The sequence below is a fragment of the Cupriavidus sp. 94F1 genome (assembly GCF_057798875.1).
Genome location: NZ_JBYOJT010000012.1, coordinates 53,616 through 70,555, shown reverse-complemented (window position 1 = coordinate 70,555; position 16,940 = coordinate 53,616). Strand labels below are relative to the sequence as shown.

At 66.5% G+C, this 16,940-nt stretch carries 13 protein-coding genes and 1 pseudogene; 8 read left to right on the top strand and 6 right to left on the bottom strand.

The genetic code is table 11. The annotated features are described in order from the left end of the window. Positions 1 to 2 precede the first annotated feature (2 nt). Both AC3FJ6_RS23110 and AC3FJ6_RS23105 read left to right on the top strand, forming a co-directional pair. Positions 3 to 719 (top strand): CerR family C-terminal domain-containing protein, encoded by a 717-nt coding sequence (locus tag AC3FJ6_RS23110; protein ID WP_488773916.1) that lies wholly within the window; start codon positions 3 to 5, stop codon positions 717 to 719. Between the two features lie 394 nt (positions 720 to 1,113). Further along, positions 1,114 to 1,533 (top strand): copper resistance protein CopQ, encoded by a 420-nt coding sequence (locus tag AC3FJ6_RS23105; RefSeq protein WP_400396217.1) that lies wholly within the window; start codon positions 1,114 to 1,116, stop codon positions 1,531 to 1,533. 190 nt (positions 1,534 to 1,723) lie between these two features. On the opposite strand, the gene AC3FJ6_RS23100 is transcribed toward AC3FJ6_RS23105, so the two are convergent. Beyond that, positions 1,724 to 6,040, bottom strand: a complete 4,317-nt coding sequence (locus AC3FJ6_RS23100) for a response regulator (protein ID WP_488773915.1) — start codon at positions 6,038 to 6,040, stop codon at positions 1,724 to 1,726. Between the two features lie 180 nt (positions 6,041 to 6,220). On the opposite strand from AC3FJ6_RS23100, the gene AC3FJ6_RS23095 reads away from it, so the two are divergent. Together AC3FJ6_RS23095 and AC3FJ6_RS23090 are read left to right on the top strand one after the other, a co-directional pair. Continuing rightward, positions 6,221 to 6,682 carry an ion channel gene (locus AC3FJ6_RS23095; RefSeq protein WP_488773914.1) on the top strand — a complete coding sequence of 154 codons (462 nt, stop codon included), beginning with the start codon at positions 6,221 to 6,223 and terminating at the stop codon, positions 6,680 to 6,682. A gap of 333 nt (positions 6,683 to 7,015) precedes the next feature. Then, on the top strand, positions 7,016 to 7,807 hold the full coding sequence (locus AC3FJ6_RS23090) for a MipA/OmpV family protein (protein ID WP_488773983.1): 792 nt from the start codon (positions 7,016 to 7,018) through the stop codon (positions 7,805 to 7,807). Between the two features lie 18 nt (positions 7,808 to 7,825). On the opposite strand, the gene AC3FJ6_RS23085 is transcribed toward AC3FJ6_RS23090, so the two are convergent. Further along, positions 7,826 to 8,491 (bottom strand): alpha/beta hydrolase, encoded by a 666-nt coding sequence (locus AC3FJ6_RS23085; RefSeq protein WP_153946972.1) that lies wholly within the window; start codon positions 8,489 to 8,491, stop codon positions 7,826 to 7,828. A 137-nt stretch (positions 8,492 to 8,628) separates the two neighbouring features. Further along, positions 8,629 to 8,940, bottom strand: a complete 312-nt coding sequence (locus AC3FJ6_RS23080; RefSeq protein WP_153946971.1) for a hypothetical protein — start codon at positions 8,938 to 8,940, stop codon at positions 8,629 to 8,631. Positions 8,941 to 9,187: 247 nt separating this feature from the next. On the opposite strand from AC3FJ6_RS23080, the gene AC3FJ6_RS23075 reads away from it, so the two are divergent. Beyond that, positions 9,188 to 10,360, top strand: coding sequence for a diguanylate cyclase domain-containing protein (locus tag AC3FJ6_RS23075; protein WP_488773913.1), 1,173 nt, complete (start codon positions 9,188 to 9,190; stop codon positions 10,358 to 10,360). Here AC3FJ6_RS23075 and AC3FJ6_RS23070 read toward each other — a convergent pair. Next, complete coding sequence (locus tag AC3FJ6_RS23070; RefSeq protein WP_488773912.1) at positions 10,330 to 10,503, bottom strand: hypothetical protein; 174 nt, start codon at positions 10,501 to 10,503, stop codon at positions 10,330 to 10,332. The genes AC3FJ6_RS23075 and AC3FJ6_RS23070 overlap by 31 nt on opposite strands. 338 nt (positions 10,504 to 10,841) lie before the next feature. Here AC3FJ6_RS23070 and AC3FJ6_RS23065 point away from each other — a divergent pair, with 338 nt between their 5' ends. Together AC3FJ6_RS23065 and AC3FJ6_RS23060 are read left to right on the top strand one after the other, a co-directional pair. Continuing rightward, entirely contained in the window at positions 10,842 to 12,287 is a 1,446-nt protein-coding gene (locus AC3FJ6_RS23065) for a catalase (protein ID WP_488773911.1), read from the top strand. Positions 12,288 to 12,409: 122 nt separating this feature from the next. Next, positions 12,410 to 12,901 carry an ankyrin repeat domain-containing protein gene (locus AC3FJ6_RS23060; protein ID WP_400393579.1) on the top strand — a complete coding sequence of 164 codons (492 nt, stop codon included), beginning with the start codon at positions 12,410 to 12,412 and terminating at the stop codon, positions 12,899 to 12,901. Between the two features lie 15 nt (positions 12,902 to 12,916). On the opposite strand, the gene AC3FJ6_RS23055 is transcribed toward AC3FJ6_RS23060, so the two are convergent. Beyond that, positions 12,917 to 13,675: an SDR family oxidoreductase gene (locus tag AC3FJ6_RS23055; RefSeq protein ID WP_488773910.1), complete on the bottom strand. Its 759-nt coding sequence runs from the start codon at positions 13,673 to 13,675 to the stop codon at positions 12,917 to 12,919. Between the two features lie 238 nt (positions 13,676 to 13,913). Between AC3FJ6_RS23055 and AC3FJ6_RS23050 the strand changes: the two genes are divergently transcribed. Next, positions 13,914 to 15,383, top strand: coding sequence for an MFS transporter (locus tag AC3FJ6_RS23050; RefSeq protein ID WP_488773909.1), 1,470 nt, complete (start codon positions 13,914 to 13,916; stop codon positions 15,381 to 15,383). Positions 15,384 to 15,448: 65 nt separating this feature from the next. Here the strand turns inward: AC3FJ6_RS23050 and ilvA are convergent. Continuing rightward, positions 15,449 to 16,534 (bottom strand): annotated as a pseudogene (ilvA, locus tag AC3FJ6_RS23045) (threonine ammonia-lyase, biosynthetic); the annotation flags it as partial. Between the last annotated feature and the right edge of the window lie 406 nt (positions 16,535 to 16,940).

Below are 16,940 nucleotides of genomic sequence, written 5' to 3'. Positions count from 1 at the left end.
ACATGGCGCGACACAGGCCAGCGGCCGAAGGCGGCTACCAGCGCGGGGAAGAAACCCGCGCACGGATCATTGAAGCGGCGATGCGGCTGTTCGCCGCGCACGGCTTCGACGGCGCATCGACGCGCGATATTGCGCGCGAGGCCAACGTCAACGCGCCAGCCCTGCAGTACTACTTCGACAACAAGGAAGGCGTGTACCTGGCCTGCATCGAGTATTTTGTCGAGCGCGCCTGGGCCATGCTGCAGGACGTAGTGGCAGCGGCCGAAGGCTTGCTTGCCCGCCCCGACGTGGCCGATGCCGACGTGATCGACGCCTACCTGGCGTTGCAGTCACGCTTTGCGAACTTCCTGTATGAATGCCCCGAGACCGACCACTGGCGCCAGTTCATGGCCCGTGAGCGGGCCGGGATGGGGCCGCCGACGGCCTTCGAACGCATCGATGCCGGCATCAACCGGCGGATTTTTTCCCTGACCTCCGCGCTGATCGGCCGATTGACCGGCCAGCCGGCCACCGACGAAACCACGCGCATCCGCACCGTGGCGATCGATAGCCAGATCGCCGCCTTCAAGATCATGCGGCGTCACGTGCTGCGTGCCCTGGAATGGGACGGCTTTGGCGAGCCCGAAACACGCCAGGTGCACGATGTGTTGCAGGAACACACGCGCATCCTGCTCCTGGGGCTGGTCGCATTGCGGGATCAGACCCCTTCGAGAAATTAGAGCAAACACTCTAATCGAGAAGGAAAGACCGATAGAGATCGATCTTTCCTCTTGAAATTCAACGGCTTATTCCGCCACCACGCACTGCCCGTCACGTCGTAGTGATCCATATTTCGGACTTCTACGATTGTGCTTTGCAAAAACCCCTTGCTTATCTATCTAGTAGTAGATAATATTCAAGCCATGGACGACGCCTCGCAGCAAGAAGCAGACAGCCAGGCACCTTCCAAGCAACACCAGGCAGTGAATCAGCACCGGAGACGGTTCTTTTTTTAGCCGATCAAATCTACCTACCAGTAGATAGCAAAAGAAGACACCGCCGACATCGCCACAGTTATCCGGCCTGCGCGAATCCACGACGTGATCGCCCGGCCACCCAGCAAGGAGAGCCACCATGAATGCCAAGACCATCGTTACCGCCGCCGCCCTCGCAGCCGCTTTCGTGACCGGTGCCGTGCAAGCCGCCCCCGCCGCCCAGAAGGCCGGCGAAGTCTACGGCTACACCTACCGCGTGCAGGATCAACGCAGCGCATTCACCGACGGCGCCCGCCAGGGCAAGTTCGACCCGTTCACCGAAGGCGCACGCGTTGGCAAGGCTGACCCGTTCACCGACGGTGCCAAGGTCGGCAAGGCCGATCCGTACACCGACGGCGCACGCATCGTCGCAGGCCTGGACCGCGTTGGCGTGTCGGCCAGCCCGGCCCGCAAGGTTGACCCGTACTACGACGGCGCCCGCAGCGTGAACCAGCCGCGCAACCCGTTCTATGACGGTGCCCGCGCCCGCGACATCTACACCGACGGCGCCAACGCCTGATCCCCGCCCGATGCAGGCGGCCCACCAGTTGTAGCCGGAGCCCCGACGGGTTCCGGCACTCTCTCCACGGAGCCCATCATGTCTTTCCGCAACAGCGCCCTGATCCTGGGCGGATGGCTGGCACTGAGTGCCGCCAGCGGTGCCGCGGCGGCACTCGTCGCCTCGGCCCTCTGAACCGCCCCAGCAAGTGTTACCCGCCCTCCGGGCGGGCTTGCAGTACGTTGATGAAATCGGTCAACGCATACGGCTTGCGCAGCATGACCGCGTTCGGCAACGCGTCGCGCTGCGCGGGCGTCAGCACCACTTCGTAGCCGCTCACGAAGATCACCCGCAGCGCCGGCAACAGCCGGCAGGCATGGATCGCCAGGTCCACGCCCGACACGCCGCCCAGCCCCACATCCGTCAGCAGGACATCGATATCGTCGCCGCCCAGCGCGACCATGGCCTCGGCGTCGTTGCGCGCCTCGATCACGTCGATGCCGAGCGTGCGCATCAGTTCCGCCGTACTGGCCCGCAGCAGATCGTCATCCTCGACAAAGACCACGCGCTGGGGGCGCGGCACTTCGATGCCCACGCCGTCCGGGACGGCCGCCGCCTGCGCCGGCGCGCCATCCACCAGCAATGCTGGCGCCGCGTCCACTGGCGCCAGCTTCGCGCCGCCGCTCACCAGCATCTGCCGCACCTTGCGCGCCAAGGCCTCGTGCGTGTATGGCTTGCTCAGCAGTTCGATGCCGGCATCGAGCCGGCCGGTATGCACGATGGCGTTATCCGTATAGCCGGACGTGAACAGTACCGCGATGCCCGGCAGCCGCTCGCGCACCTTGCGTGCCATCTCCGGGCTGCGCAGCGGCCCCGGCATGACCACGTCGCTGAACAGCAGGTCGATCGGCACGCCGCTTTCGACGATAGCCAGCGCGCTCATCGCGTCGCGCGCCTTCAGCACGCGGTAGCCGAGCCCTGACAGCATCTCGACCACCGTCGCCCGGACATCCTCGTCGTCTTCCACCACCAGCACGGTTTCGGTGCCCCCGCCGGCCGGCCCGCTGTCGATCTCGACTTCCAGGTCTTCCGGCTCGTCGGCACGCGGCAGGTAGAGCCGCACCGTGGTGCCCACGCCCACCTCGCTATAGATCTTCACATGGCCGCCCGACTGCCGCACGAAGCCATACACCATGCTCAGGCCCAGGCCCGTGCCCTGGCCTTCGGGCTTGGTCGTGAAGAACGGCTCGAACACCTGCTCCTGGATCTCGGGCGGCATGCCCGCGCCGGTATCGGTCACGGCCAGCATCACGTACTGGCCCGGCGCCACGTCGGCATTGCGGCGCGCGTAGGCGTCATCGATCGACGCATTGCCGGCTTCCACCGTCAGGCAGCCATGGCCATTCATGGCGTCACGCGCGTTGATCGCCAGGTTCAGCAGCGCGTTTTCCACCTGGAACGGATCGATCAGCGTATTCCACAAACCTGCCCCGATCACCGTTTCGATCTCGACGCCATCGCCCAGCGCCCGCCGCAGCATGTCGTCCAGGCCGCGCACGAAGCGCCCCAGGTTGACCACCTTCGGCGCCAGCGGCTGGCGGCGGCCGAATGCCAGCAGTTGCGACGCCAGCTTGGCGCCGCGCGCCACGCCGGCCAGCGCATTGCGTACGCGCGCCTCCGAGCGATCATCGCCCGCCACGTCGCGCGACAGCAGGTGCAGGTTGCCGCCGATCACCTGCAGCAGGTTGTTGAAGTCGTGGGCCACGCCGCCGGTCAGCTTGCCAATGGCCTCCATCTTCTGCGCCATGCGCAGCGCCTCGTCGGCATGCCGCAGCGCCTGCGCCGCCGCCTTGTCACCGGTCACGTCGCGGCCCACGCCATGGATGCGGCCGTTCGCAGGATCGATCGACAGCCGCCAGGCCATCCACCGTTCGGCCCCATCGGCACCGAGCATCCGGCATTCGTAGCGCACCGGCACGCCTTCCCGCCGCAGGGCGAGCATCTGTTCGGTCACCGGCACCAGGTCTTCGGGATGCACCAGCACCATGCACGAGCGGCCGATCACCACGCTCGCCGCATGGCCCAGCACCCGCTCCCATGACGGACTGACGCGCTCCAGCATGCCGTCCGCGCCAATCACCATCAGCAGGTCTTCGCTCAGTTCCCAGAGCCGGTCGCGGTCGGCCACGGTCTCGCCCACGCGCCGTTCGAGCGACGCGTTCATGTCCTGCAATTCGCGCTGGGCCTGCCGGCGCAGTTGCGACAGCCGCAGGTTGCTGGCCACGCGCGCCAGCAGTTCGCGCGCGTTGAACGGCTTGATCAGGTAGTCGTCCGCGCCCGACGCCAGGCCGCTGACACGCGCCTCCTCGCCCGCGCGGGCCGACAGCAGCAGTACCGGCGTCTGGCGCAGCGCCGCGTCATCGCGTACGCCGCGCAACAGCCCGAAGCCATCGAGCCGGGGCATCATCACGTCGGAGACGATCAGGTCCGGCGCGATGCGCCGCGCCATCTCCAGCGCCTGCTGGCCGTCCGCCGCCACATGCACCTGATGCCCCGCCGACTGCAGGATGCGATGCATGTAGTGGCGCAGGTCGGCATTGTCGTCCGCCACCACCAGCCGGCCGCGCACCTCGGCGCCTTGCGGGCCCGGTCCGGACATGTGCTCGACCATCAGCGGCGCCGGCACATCGTCGGCGCCCGGCACCCAGCGCCGGGCGACATCGACGTAGGCCAGCGCCCGCGCGCTGGTGGCCGCCGGAATGGGCGCCGGCTCCGCCACCACGGCCTCCCGCGGCAGCGTCACGCAGAAGCACGAGCCCTTGCCAGGGGTACTCTGCACATCGATCCGTCCGCCGTGCAGCCGCACCAGTTCCTGGACCATGGCCAGGCCGATGCCGCTGCCTTCGATGGACCGCCCGACCGCGCCCTCCACCCTGTGGAACCGCTCGAACAGACGCGGCAGCTCTTCGGCGGCAATGCCGATACCGGTGTCGCTGACGCACAGCGCCACCTCGCCGGTATCGAGCCGCTCCAGCTTCACCGCGATCTCGCCCGTGTAGGTGTACTTGAACGCGTTCGACAGCAGGTTGAGCACCACCGATTCCCACATCTCGCGATCCACCGCCACGGCCGCGGGCAGCGGCGCGCAGTCGACCTCCAGGCGCATGCCGGCCGAATCCACCGCCGAGCGGAACAGCGATGCCAGGTCGGCCGTGAAGGCGGGCAGGTCGGTCGGCTGCGCAGACATCTGCACGCGCCCGGCCTCGATCCGCGAGAAATCCAGCAGCCCGTTCACCAGCTTCAGCAGCCGCTGGCCATTGCGATGGGCGACCTCCGCCAGCGCACGATCCCCATCGGCCACGCCGTCGCGATGGAGCATTTCTTCGAGCGGCCCCAGCATCAGGGTCAGCGGCGTACGGAACTCGTGGCTGATATTGGAAAAGAACGTGGTCTTGGCGCGGTCGATTTCGGCCAGCGCCTCGGCGCGTTGCCGTTCTTCCTCATAGGCATTCGCATAGCTGATGGCCTGGCTGATCTGTCCGACCACCAGGTCCAGGAACGCCCGATAACGCTCACCGAACAGTCGGCAAGGGTTAAGCCCGACCACCAGCACGCCGCTGGGCACGCTTTCGCCCGACAGCTGCACCGGCAACACCACGGCCGCGCGCGGCGCCATGTGCCAGGCGCCGCCGGGCAAGGGCGCGGCAAAGCGGCTGGCAAGGTCGTCAACGTGTACCGCCACGCCCCTGCGTATCGCCTCGCCGGCAGGCCAGGCTGCCAGCGGATCGGCGGCGTCCAGGCTCTGCGGCGCGGCCGGATGGTCCCCGGCGATGCCGGCGCTGGCCGCGAGCGCCAGCGTCTGCTCGCCGCGCCCGCCCATGTACAGCAGCGCGAACGGAATGTCCCAGCGGTTCACGTGTAGCGCCGCGAAGGCCAGCCGGCTGGCATCGATGCCGCTGCGTGCGTTGGTGGCCGACGCCGCCAGCTCCCGCAGCAGTTTCAGTTGCCGCTCGGCCACCACGCGCTCGGTGTCCTCGCTGTTGGCGCAGATGATGCCCCCGGTGCCGCCGTGGTCGTCTGGCACCGGGCTGTACGAGAACGTGTAGTACGTTTCCTCGGGATACCCGTTGCGCTCCATGATCAGCAGCTTCTGCTCGACGAAGGTGCCTTCCGTGCCCGCCATGGCCGTGGCCAGCAGGGGGCCGATTTCCGGCCAGATCTCATGCCAGACCTCGGCCGTCGGCCGGCCCAGCGCCACCGGGTGCCTGCCGCCGATGATCGCCTTGTACGGGTCGTTGTAGAAGAAGAGGAGATCCGCGCCCCAGCCAATCCAGATGGGCTGGCGCGACGTCAGCATGATGCGTATGGCGGTCTTCAGGCTCTGCGGCCATTGTGCGGGCGGCCCCAGCGGCGTGGTGTTCCAGGGGAACTGGCGGATCAGCGCCGCCATCTCGCCGGCACCGGCCAGGAACCCAGGCCCCCCTCCATCGAAATCTGTCGACGGCACGCTGCCGTCCGCTTTGGTCATTCCAGTTTCTCCCCCGTTCCCACCGGTCCGTGCCCGCCCGCCACCCCGAACTTCTCCGGCGCATCTGGCAGCCGGAAACCCGCCTTGTATCCGTTGGCCCGCGCCCGGCATCGCGGCCGATCCATTTACACGGGGCGAGCCGCCGTATAGTCTGGCCTTCTCTCACGCGCCATGTCGGCCATGGATGACACGCCACTCCAGTTCCTGATTGCCATCGCGCTCACCGGCGTCCTGACCGTGCTCAGCGTGGGCATCCACTACGAGGCGCTGCGGCTGATCTCGGAATTCCATCCCAAACGGCTCAGCGGCAAGCTCAATATCGGCGCGGTGATCGTGCTGATCATCGTGACGCATTGCATCGAGGCCATGGTGTTCAGCGCCGGTTATTGGCTCGGTACCGACGTGCTGAACATCGGCAAATTGACCGGCATGCGCCAACATGGTGCCATCGCCTATATCTATTTCTCGCTGGAAACGTTCACGACACAGAGTATTGGCGATATCTTCCCGGTTGGGCCCTTGCGGCTGCTGGCTTCGGTGCAACCGCTGGTGGGCCTGATCCTGATCGGATGGTCGACTTCGTTCACGTTTCTGATCATGCGTCGCGACTGGCGCGGCGACGAGCTGGACGTCAACGACTAGGCGCGCGCATTGCCCCTGCTGCATGGTAGGCGCCATCGGCTGACGCCGAAATCGGCGTCCTTCCTACACGGTTGTGGGATTGCGGGAAGTTACCGGCGGCAGTGTCCGGTGAAAAGATAAGTTGCCGTCATCCAGACGGCCCGTTGTCCCGTTAGATGTCGATTCCGCCCCGGCCCCGGGGTAACAAGAAGACCGGAGAATCAAGTGTCGATCATCCCGGATAGCCAGCCGTCGTGGCGCGTCCCGTTTCCCCCCCTGCCGTCCCTGGCTGTCCGCCACCCCTTGCGCCATTGGCCGATCCTTGCGCTGCTCATCGTCCTGGCCCTGCTGTGGATGCCCCGCGCCCAGGCCCAGACCCCGGCGCCGCTGGCCGAATGGCAGTATTCCGTGGGGGTTCCGCTGGAAAAGCTGTTCGAGGGAGAGCCCGAGAAATGGGAAGTGCGCGTCGGCGCCGCCGCCAGCGTCCGGCCGTATTACGAGGGCACCACCAACTACTTCGTGCTGGCCGGCCCGGTCATCGACATCCGCTACCGCGACCTGGCGTTCCTGTCCACCGGCGAAGGCCTGGGCTGGAACATCATCCACACCAACAACCTGCGCGCCGGCATCGCCCTGACCTACGATTTCGGGCGCCGCGAGAAGCACGACCATGACCATCTGGGCGGGCTGGGCAATATCGGCATGGCGGCGGAGACGAAGCTGTTTGCCGAATACGTGGTGTCGAAGGAATTCCCGCTGGTGATCCGCGCCAACGTGCGGCGCCAGTTCGGCGGCGCCAACGGCGTGATCGGTGACATCGGCGCCTACATGCCGCTGCCGGGCAGCAACGAGAACTTCTTCTGGTTCGCGGGCCCCACCATGACCTTTGCCGACTCCGCCTACATGAGCCGCTGGTACGGCGTCACGGCCGAGCAGTCGGCGCGATCGGGCCTGCCGCAGCACCACGCCGGCGCGGGCATCAAGTCCTACGGCGGCGGCATCTCGGCCATGTGGTTCTTCAGCAAGCACTGGTTCACCACGGCCGACGTGGGCGTGTCCGCGCTGGTGGGCGATGCCCGCAACAGCCCGGTGACGTCGCGCTCCACCAGCTGGACTGGCGATATTTCGATCAATTACCAGTTCTGACCCCGCCGGCCGTGGCCGTCAGGCTTGCGGCCGACTCAGGTATTCATCCACTACCTGGCGCAGCCCCGGCAGCTTGCCGGTAAAGAAATGGCCTGCCCCCGGCAGCACCACCACCGGCAGTTCCTGAGGCCGCGCCCAGTTGAAGACATTGGCCAGCGGCACGCGCTCGTCGCGCTCGCCGTGCACGATCAGTGCGTGGGCCGCCACGGCGGGCGTGTCATAGGACAGCGTTTCAGACAGCGCGCCCGCCGGCATGCCGGTCAGGATCAGGTGGGCAACCGGCTCGCCGTCGGCCGCCAGCTGCGCGGCGGCGCGGGCCTGGATAAAGCCGCCGAACGAGAAACCGGCCAGCGCGAGCGGCAGATCCGGATGTTCGGCCCGCAAGTGGCGGATCACGGCCAGCACATCGTCGGTCTCGCCATTGCCATCGTCGTACTGGCCCTCGCTTTGCCCCACCCCACGGTAGTTCGGCCGCAGCGTCAGGAAGCCATGCGCCTGCAGCACGCGGGCCAGCAGTTGCGGAATCTTGTGCTCGGCGGTTCCACCCTGGCTGGGGTGCGGATGCGCGACCACGGCAATCCCCCGTGGCGCGCCGTCGGGGGTATCGGCCAGGACTTCAAGTTGCCCGGCGGGGCCGGCGATGAACAGGCGGGAAGAGGCGGCGGTGGTGAATGACGATGACATGAAAGACGGTGACAGGCTGGATGTGGGCATGCCCGCGATGCAAGCGGACGCTTGTGCAGGCGCAGCATACCCGCGGCCAGACCTGGCCGGCAACGTCCGGTGCCGGTGGGCTGCGCGGGCCAGCCCCGTGGCAAGCCTCAATGCGGATGATCCGCCCGGATGACCGACGCGATTTCCTGGCGCCGCACGCTGACCACATCGTCCAGTTCCAGCCCCTCGGCCACCACCAGCATTTCGGCGCCGCGATTGATGGCATAGATCACGCCGTACCACAGGTCTGGCCCCGCCACGGCGTTCAGGCGGACATTGAACTCGGTCTCCAGGTCCTGGCTAAAGACGGTCACCAGATCGCCGACCTCGGGCATGGCGGCCTCCTCCGCCAGCGGATATTCCCGGGCCGCCACGGTCAGTGGCGTCTGCGCAATGCCGCGCGCAAACCTCGCTTGCATCGTCGTCTCCTGCTGGTTGTTTTCCCTGTAAGGATATAAGCGCGGTCCGAAAAGGCACGGTAAACCTGCCACGGGGTGGCGAATACACGCCGCATGAGGCACTTTCGCTGGTGCAACGATATCGTCACATTGCGATGCACATTGGACTTCGCACGCTTCGGCCGGCGCCCGCGGACGCACAACCCCGCTCAAGTACCCCCTGCCAGGTGCATGCGGCGTAACGTCGGTCTGGCAAAATGCCTGGGCAATGACCCAACGCTATTCCCCAATGTTCCTGCCGGGCCAGGTCTACAGCGCGCCGCGCTGGGGATTCACGCGCTGGCTGGCGGAGCCGGGCCGGGACGTGCCAGCCGAAATCCGCGACGCACTGGTCGGCAGCCTGTTCGGCACGCTGTCGATCTTTTTCGGCGGCATTCTCAATACGCTGATGGTGGCCACGGTCATCACGCTCCATCTGCGCCGCCCCGAATTTCTGGTCTGGCTCGGGCTTGAAGTGGCCATCTGCCTGTCGCGCGTGACCGTGCTGTGGCTGGCCCGCCGCGCCTCGCGCGCAGGGCGCCCCACCCCTACCGACTGGCACATGTGCCTGACGCTGGCCTGGGCCGCCAGCGTCGGCCTGGGCGCGTACCTGAGCGTCGTCAGCGGCGACTGGCTCAGCGCGGCCATGGCATGCCTGTCGGCGGCGGCCATGTGTGGCGGCATCTGCTTCCGCAACTACGGCACACCGCGCATGACCGCCCTGATGATCCTGCTGAGCCTGGGCCCGATCTGCGCGGGCGCGCTGGTGGCCCACGAACCGCTGTTCCTGCTGACGCTGCTGCAACTGCCGGTCTATGTCATCAGCATGACCAGCGCATCGTTTCGCATGAATGCGATGGTGGTGGCCACCATGCGGTCCGAGCGCGAAAACGCCCACCGGGCCCGCCACGATTCCCTGACCGGCCTGTTGAACCGGTCCAGCCTGCTTGCCGAAATCCGCGAGGCCAGCGCGCATCGCATGGCGGCGGGCCGATACCTGACGCTGCTCTATATGGATCTGGACGGCTTCAAGCCGGTCAATGACTCGTTCGGCCACGGCAGCGGCGACGAATTGCTGGTGCGGGTCGGCGAGCGCCTGCGTGGCGCGGTGCCGGGCCGGGGCCTGGTCTACCGCATTGGCGGCGACGAATTCGTCATCGTGCTACGCAACGAAAGCACGCAGAGCGTGCAGACGCTGGCGCAGGACCTGCTGCGCGAAGTGAGCGCGCCCTATCTGCTTTCCACAGGCCACCAGGCCCGGCTCGGCGTCAGCATCGGCATTGCCCACGTTCGCCCCGAAGGCCTGACCGCCGACGACATCCTGCATCTGGCCGACCGTGCGCTGTACCGGGCCAAGGCCCAGGGCAAGGGTCAGTTCCAGTTCGCCACGTCCGACGACTGAAGGGCATCGTCCTCTTGGCTGCCGCGCGCGGGCCATCGGCGCGATACGCGGGACGACAGCCGGTACTGGCATGCGAACAGCGCGATCAACGCCGCCAGGGCGATCACCGCGATCCCGATCCGATAGGCCATCCACATCGTCATGGCAAGCTCCCTGGCTGTCTGATTACGCCTTCAGCCTAAGGATTTCGCTGTCCAGTTACTGAAAAGATCGAACTCGGCAATATCAAATTCGCGTCAAAAGGGTGGGCCGTGCTTGAACCCAAGCATGCCGTCCATAGCAAAACTCTTAATTCAGTAACCCAAAAGTCTGATGGCCTATCGCAGTCATTGATCAATACGATATGACTTGTCTTAGCCCATCTGCGATAGTTAAATCGACTTCCGCCGGTGCTTCGCGCCATCGGTGTCAGCCTGCTAGTCAGACCCACAAACGTCCAGGCCAGGCCCACGAGGCCCGGCCGTCTGCATCAAGGAATCCCATGAACAAGCTCACGACCGCTTTCGGCGCGCCCGTCGTCGACAACAACAACATCCAGACCGCCGGCCCGCGTGGCCCGGCCCTGCTCCAGGATGTCTGGTTCCTGGAAAAGCTCGCCCACTTCGACCGCGAAGTCATTCCCGAGCGTCGCATGCACGCCAAGGGCTCGGGCGCCTACGGCACCTTCACCGTCACGCACGACATCACCCAGTACACGCGCGCCAACCTGTTTTCGGAGATCGGCAAGAAGACCGAACTCTTCATGCGTTTCTCGTCGGTGGCCGGCGAGCGCGGCGCGGCCGATGCCGAGCGCGATATTCGCGGCTTCGCCATCAAGTTCTATACCGAGGAAGGCAACTGGGATCTGGTGGGCAACAACACGCCGGTCTTCTTCCTGCGCGATCCGCTCAAGTTCCCCGACCTGAACCACGCCGTGAAGCGCGATCCGCGCACGGGCATGCGTAGCGCCGAGAACAACTGGGATTTCTGGACCAGCCTGCCCGAGTCGTTCCACCAGGTCACCATCACCATGAGCGACCGGGGCATTCCGCGTAGCTGGCGCCATATGCACGGCTTTGGCAGCCATGCGTACAGCTTCATTAGCAAGGACATGCAGCGCCACTGGGTGAAGTTCCACTTCGTGACCCAGCAGGGCATCCAGAACCTGACCGACGCCGAGGCGGCGGAAGTCACCGGCCGCGACCGCGAATACCATCAGCGCGACCTGTACGAAGCCATCGAGCGCGGCGACTTTCCGCGCTGGAAGCTGTTCGTGCAGATCATGCCCGAGGCCGACGCCAGCAAGTATCGCCACAACCCGTTCGACCTGACCAAGATCTGGTCCAAGAAGGACTATCCGCTGATCGAAGTGGGCGTGCTGGAGTTGAACCGCAATCCGGAGAACCATTTCGCCGAGGTGGAACAGGCCGCGTTCGCGCCGTCGACGATCGTCCCGGGCATCGGCTTCTCGCCGGACAAGATGCTGCATGGCCGCCTGTTCTCGTACGGCGACGCCGAGCGTTACCGCCTGGGCGTGAACCACCACCTGATTCCGGTGAACGCGCCGAAGGCCGCCCGGTACGTCAACAGCTATCACCGCGACGGCCGTGGCCGCACCGACGGCAACGCAGGCGGCACCATTGCCTACGAGCCGAACACCCGTGGCGAGTGGACCGAGCAGCCCGACTTCCGTGAGCCGCCGCTGTCGGTGGAAGGCGCCGCCGACCACTGGAATCACCGCGTGGACGACGACTACTTCTCGCAGGCGGGCGACCTGTTCCGCCTGATGTCGCCGGCGCAGCAGCAGGCGCTGTTCGACAATACCGCCCGCGCCATCCAGGGCGTGTCCAAGCCGGTGCAGCAGCGCCATATCCTGCATTGCACGCAGGCTGACCCCGCCTACGGTGCCGGTGTCGCGGCGGCGATCGAGAAGATCGAAGCAAAATAAGCGCCCTCGGTGTTTGCCTCTCCCGCCACGGGAGAGGCCCCCTGGGCAGAGGGCGGGCGTGTCCCGCCCTCTCCACGAAAGCAAGACGAGCGCATCAAATGGACCAGACCCAAGCCCCCACCATGACCGCCGATGAAGAAGCCCGCATGATCGCTGCGCTGGGCCAGGTGTTCGACCTGGCACGCAATGGCGAGGCGGCCGCGCTGGCGGCGCTGATCGAACGCGGCATGCCGCCGAACCTGCGCAACGAAAAAGGCGACAGCCTGGTGATGCTGGCCGCCTATCACGGTCATGCCGATGCGCTCCGCACGCTGCTGGCCGCCGGCGCGTCGCCGGATACACGCAATGCGATGGGACAGACGCCGATTGCCGGTGCCGCGTACAAGGGCTACCGGGAGATCATCGGCATCCTGCTGGAACACGGCGCGGACGTCGAAGGCGCTTCGCCCGACGGCCGCACGGCGCTGATGGTTGCGGCGATGTTCCAGCGTACGGAAATCGTCGAACTGCTCACGCAACACGGCGCCAATCCCGAAGCGCGCGACGCGCGCGGCATGACGGCGGCCGACGCCGCCGCGTTCATGGCCGGCCGCACGGGCCGGCCGGCACACTGATCGGCCGATCCGCGCTCAGCCGCGCCCGACAAACGGCATCTTCGTCGCCATCACGGTCATGAATTGCACGTTGGCGTCGAGCGGCAGGTTGGCCATGTGCAGCACCGAACTGGCAATATGGGCCACGTCCATCAGCGGTTCCGGACGAATTTCGCCATTGGCCTGCGGCACGCCGCGCGCCATACGGTTGGCCATGTCGGTGCCGGCGTTGCCGATGTCGATCTGGCCGCAGGCAATGTCATAGGCACGGCCATCGAGCGACAGGCTCTTGGTCAGCCCCGTGATGGCGTGCTTGGTGGCGGTATAGGGCACCGTGTTCGGACGCGGCGCATGGGCCGAGATCGACCCGTTGTTGATGATCCGGCCGCCGCGCGGGTCCTGCGCCTTCATCAGCGCGAACGCGCCGCGCGCGCACAGGAAGGCGCCGGTCAGGTTGGTATCGAGCACCGCCTTCCACTGTTCGAATGACAGCGCGTCGATGCTGATCGCCGGCGCATTGACGCCCGCGTTGTTGAACAGCACATCAAGACGACCGAAGCGTTCGCTCACTTTCGCGTACAACGCATCGACCGAAGCCGGGTTGCTGACATCGCACTGCACGGCCAGCGCCGTCTGCCCGGCCGCCGCGGCCTGTTCGGCCAGGGCTTCCAGCGTTTCGGCGGTGCGTCCCGCCAGCACTACCTGATAGCCGTCGGCCAGCATGGCCTGCGCCACCGCCTTGCCGATGCCGCGCGCGGCGCCCGTGACCAATGCGACCTTTGCCTGCTGTGTCATACCCGGAGTCTCCGTTTCTGAGTGGATGGTGCAAGTCCTGACGAGGCAGTCATCGTACAACACAGGCTGCTACACCGGAGCGTTCCGCCGACGATTTACTGGCCACGGCAAGCGAAGTTCTAAAGATATAACAACAATGCATTTGGGCTGGCCGGGCGGTTGTCGTACGATTCGCGCTGACTGGGCGGGTGCCGGGAGGCGCTCGCCTTCCTTTTCCAGCGCCCTCGTACTCCTACAAATGTCAGTCGATCTCGCCCTGTCGCCCGCCGGCGCCCAGGCTTCCGCCCAGACGGCCGCGCCGTCCCGGGCCGTTATCCGTTCCGCCGCCGATGTGGCACGGCTCGTCAACGATGGCGGCGCCGCCGTCAGCAACGCCCGCATCGTCGTAGCCATCGCGCTGGGCGGCATCTTCCTGGACGCCTATGACCTGGGCGCCCTGGCCTTCGGCCTGAAGGACGTCACCCGGGAATTCGGGCTGACGCCAGCCGGCACCGGCATGGTGGCGTCCGCCATCACGTTTGGTGCGATTGTCGGCGCATTCCTGGGCGGCTATCTCACCGACCGTATCGGCCGCTACCGTGTGTTCATGGCCGACATGCTCTGCTTCGTGATCGCCGCCATCGCCTGCGCGCTGGCACCGAACGAATACGTGCTGGCCGGTGCCCGCTTCGTGATGGGCCTTGGCGTCGGTATCGACCTGCCCGTGGCCATGGCTTTCCTGGCCGAATTCTCCAGGCTCAAGGGACGCGGCAACAAGGCCGCCCGGGTGGCGATGTGGTGCCCCACCTGGTATGCGGCGATCTGCGTCTCGTACCTGCTGGTGCTGGGCTGCTACGCGATCCTGCCGGCATCGCACAGCGGCCTGCTGTGGCGCATCATCCTTGGCTTCGGCGCCGTGCCGGCGCTGATCATCATCGCCGTGCGCAGCCGCTACATGAGCGAATCGCCGGTGTGGGCCGCCAACCAGGGCGACCTGGAAGGCGCCGCCAGGATCCTGCGGAAATCGTACGGCATTGACGCCGAGGTAGCGCCCGATGCCGTGGTGGCGCCGCCCAAGCGTCCGGCGTCGTGGCGCAACTATGGCCTGCTGCTCAAGGGCGTCTATGCGCGCCGCACCGTGCTGGCCACGATCATGTCGATTGCATCGTCGTTTGCCTATAACGCGGTCGCCTTTGGCCTGCCGGTGATCATCGCCAGCTTCCTGGCGCAGACCATGCTGACCACCATCCTGGTGTCGCTGGCGCTGAACCTGCTGTTTGCCTTCGTCGGCGGCCTGATCGGTGTGCATCTGGTGCCCAGGACCGGCGCCTGGAAACTGACCATCACCGGCTACGCGTTCCAGTTGGCCGCACTGGTGGGCCTGGCACTGGTGGGCAAACCTGCCGGGGGCGCGGAAGTGGTCATCGCCATCTCGTTCCTGGCGCTGTTCCTGCTGGGCCAGGGCTTTGGCCCGGGCGCGCATACCATGACCTATGCGTCGCTGAGCTACCCGACGTCGCTGCGTGGCGTGGGCGTGGGCTTCAACCAGACGCTGATGCGCGCCAGCTCCACCGCGTCGCTGTTCCTGTTCCCGGTGCTGGCCGCCGCCCTGTCCACCAAGGTGTTCTGGGTCATCGCCCTCGCGCCGCTGGCCGGCCTGCTGGCCCTGCTGGCGATCCGCTGGGAACCGGCCAACTACGACGTGGATGCCGAGGACTTCCAGTCCTGATCGGGTCGCCAGCCGGCTCCCAGGCAACCCGGGCCGCCGGCTGGCGTGTACCGTTAGCGGGCAGCGGCCTCCACGGCCTCGGCCCGCTCCGCCACAATGCGCAGGCGGTCGAAATTCATGTTCGCCCCCGACGTGATGGCCACCAGCGCCTGCCGCGCATCCTGCGGCAGACCCGCCGCATACTGCTTCAGCCCCGCTAGTGCCAGCGCACCGGCCGGTTCCACCAGGCTCCGGGTGTCCTGGAAGATGTCCTTGATGGCCGCGCACAGCGAGTCCGTATCCACCGTGAGCACGCCGTCGAGCAGATGCCGGCATAGCCGGAAGGTCTCTTCCCCCACGCGCTTGACCGCCGTGCCATCGGAAAACAGCCCCACCGAATCCAGCGTCACGCGCTCGCCGGCCGCCAGCGAACGGGCCATCGCGCACGAATCCTCGGTCTGCACGCCGATGACCTGTACCTCGGGGCGCACCGCCTTGACATAGGCCGCCACGCCAGCCGCCAGGCTGCCCCCGCCGATCGGCACGAACACGGCATCGAGCGCCCCGCGATGCTGGCGCAGGATCTCCATGCCCACCGTGCCCTGACCGGCGATCACGTCAGGATCGTCAAAGGCCGGGATGAAAGTCAGCGCCTGCTCACGCCGCAGGGCCATCGCATGGTCATAGGCTTCGGAATAGGATTCGCCCGCCTGCACCACTTCCACCATCTCGCCGCCATGGGCGCGTACGGCATCGACCTTGACCTGGGGCGCGGTCTGCGGCACCACGATGACCGCCCGCACGCCAAGCCGCGCCGCCGACAGCGCCACCCCCTGGGCATGGTTGCCGGCCGACGCCGTGATCACGCCGCGCGCCAGCGCCTCGGCCGGCAGGCCGGCCATCTTGTTGTAGGCGCCACGCACCTTGAACGAGAACACGGGCTGATGATCCTCGCGCTTGAGCCAGACCTGGTGTCCCAGGCGCGCCGACAGTGCCGGCGCCAGGTCAAGCGGCGTTTCGCGCGCCACGTCGTACACGCGGGCGGTCAGGATCCGTCTCAGGTAGTCATCTGCATCGAACGCATCGGCATCTGCGTGCACAAGCCCGCAAGCTGCGCCGGGGGCGGCGTGCCGGGTGGTGGCGGGGACGGCGGAAACCGGGGATTGCGGCATGGAACGCTCCTGTCTGGATAGGGGGGTCCCCCAGGAGGCGGCCACAAAAAACCCGCCTCGTTGGGCGGGTTGTTGTTGTCTGTTCCGGACGCGCGCTAACCCACCATTCGAGGAATGGTGCGAATAATCGCGATGAAGTTCAGGCCGAAACAGGTCATGGCGTCGAGTGTCACGGATTTATGCACATTGTGTCAATCCCGGCGATGTTCGGCTGCGCGGCGCCCCCGGCCGCCTGTTGCGGCCGCGCCGATTCCCGAAATCCGTTTCCCCATGCGGGGTTCAGGCGGACGCAAGCTCGTATTAGAATCGCCGTTGTCGTCACGTCCGGCCCCGTTGAAGCCAGAGGTCATGTTCCGGGTTGGATATCCGCCCCGGACTGGTTTTGTTCCACGGGCAGCCGGCGCTT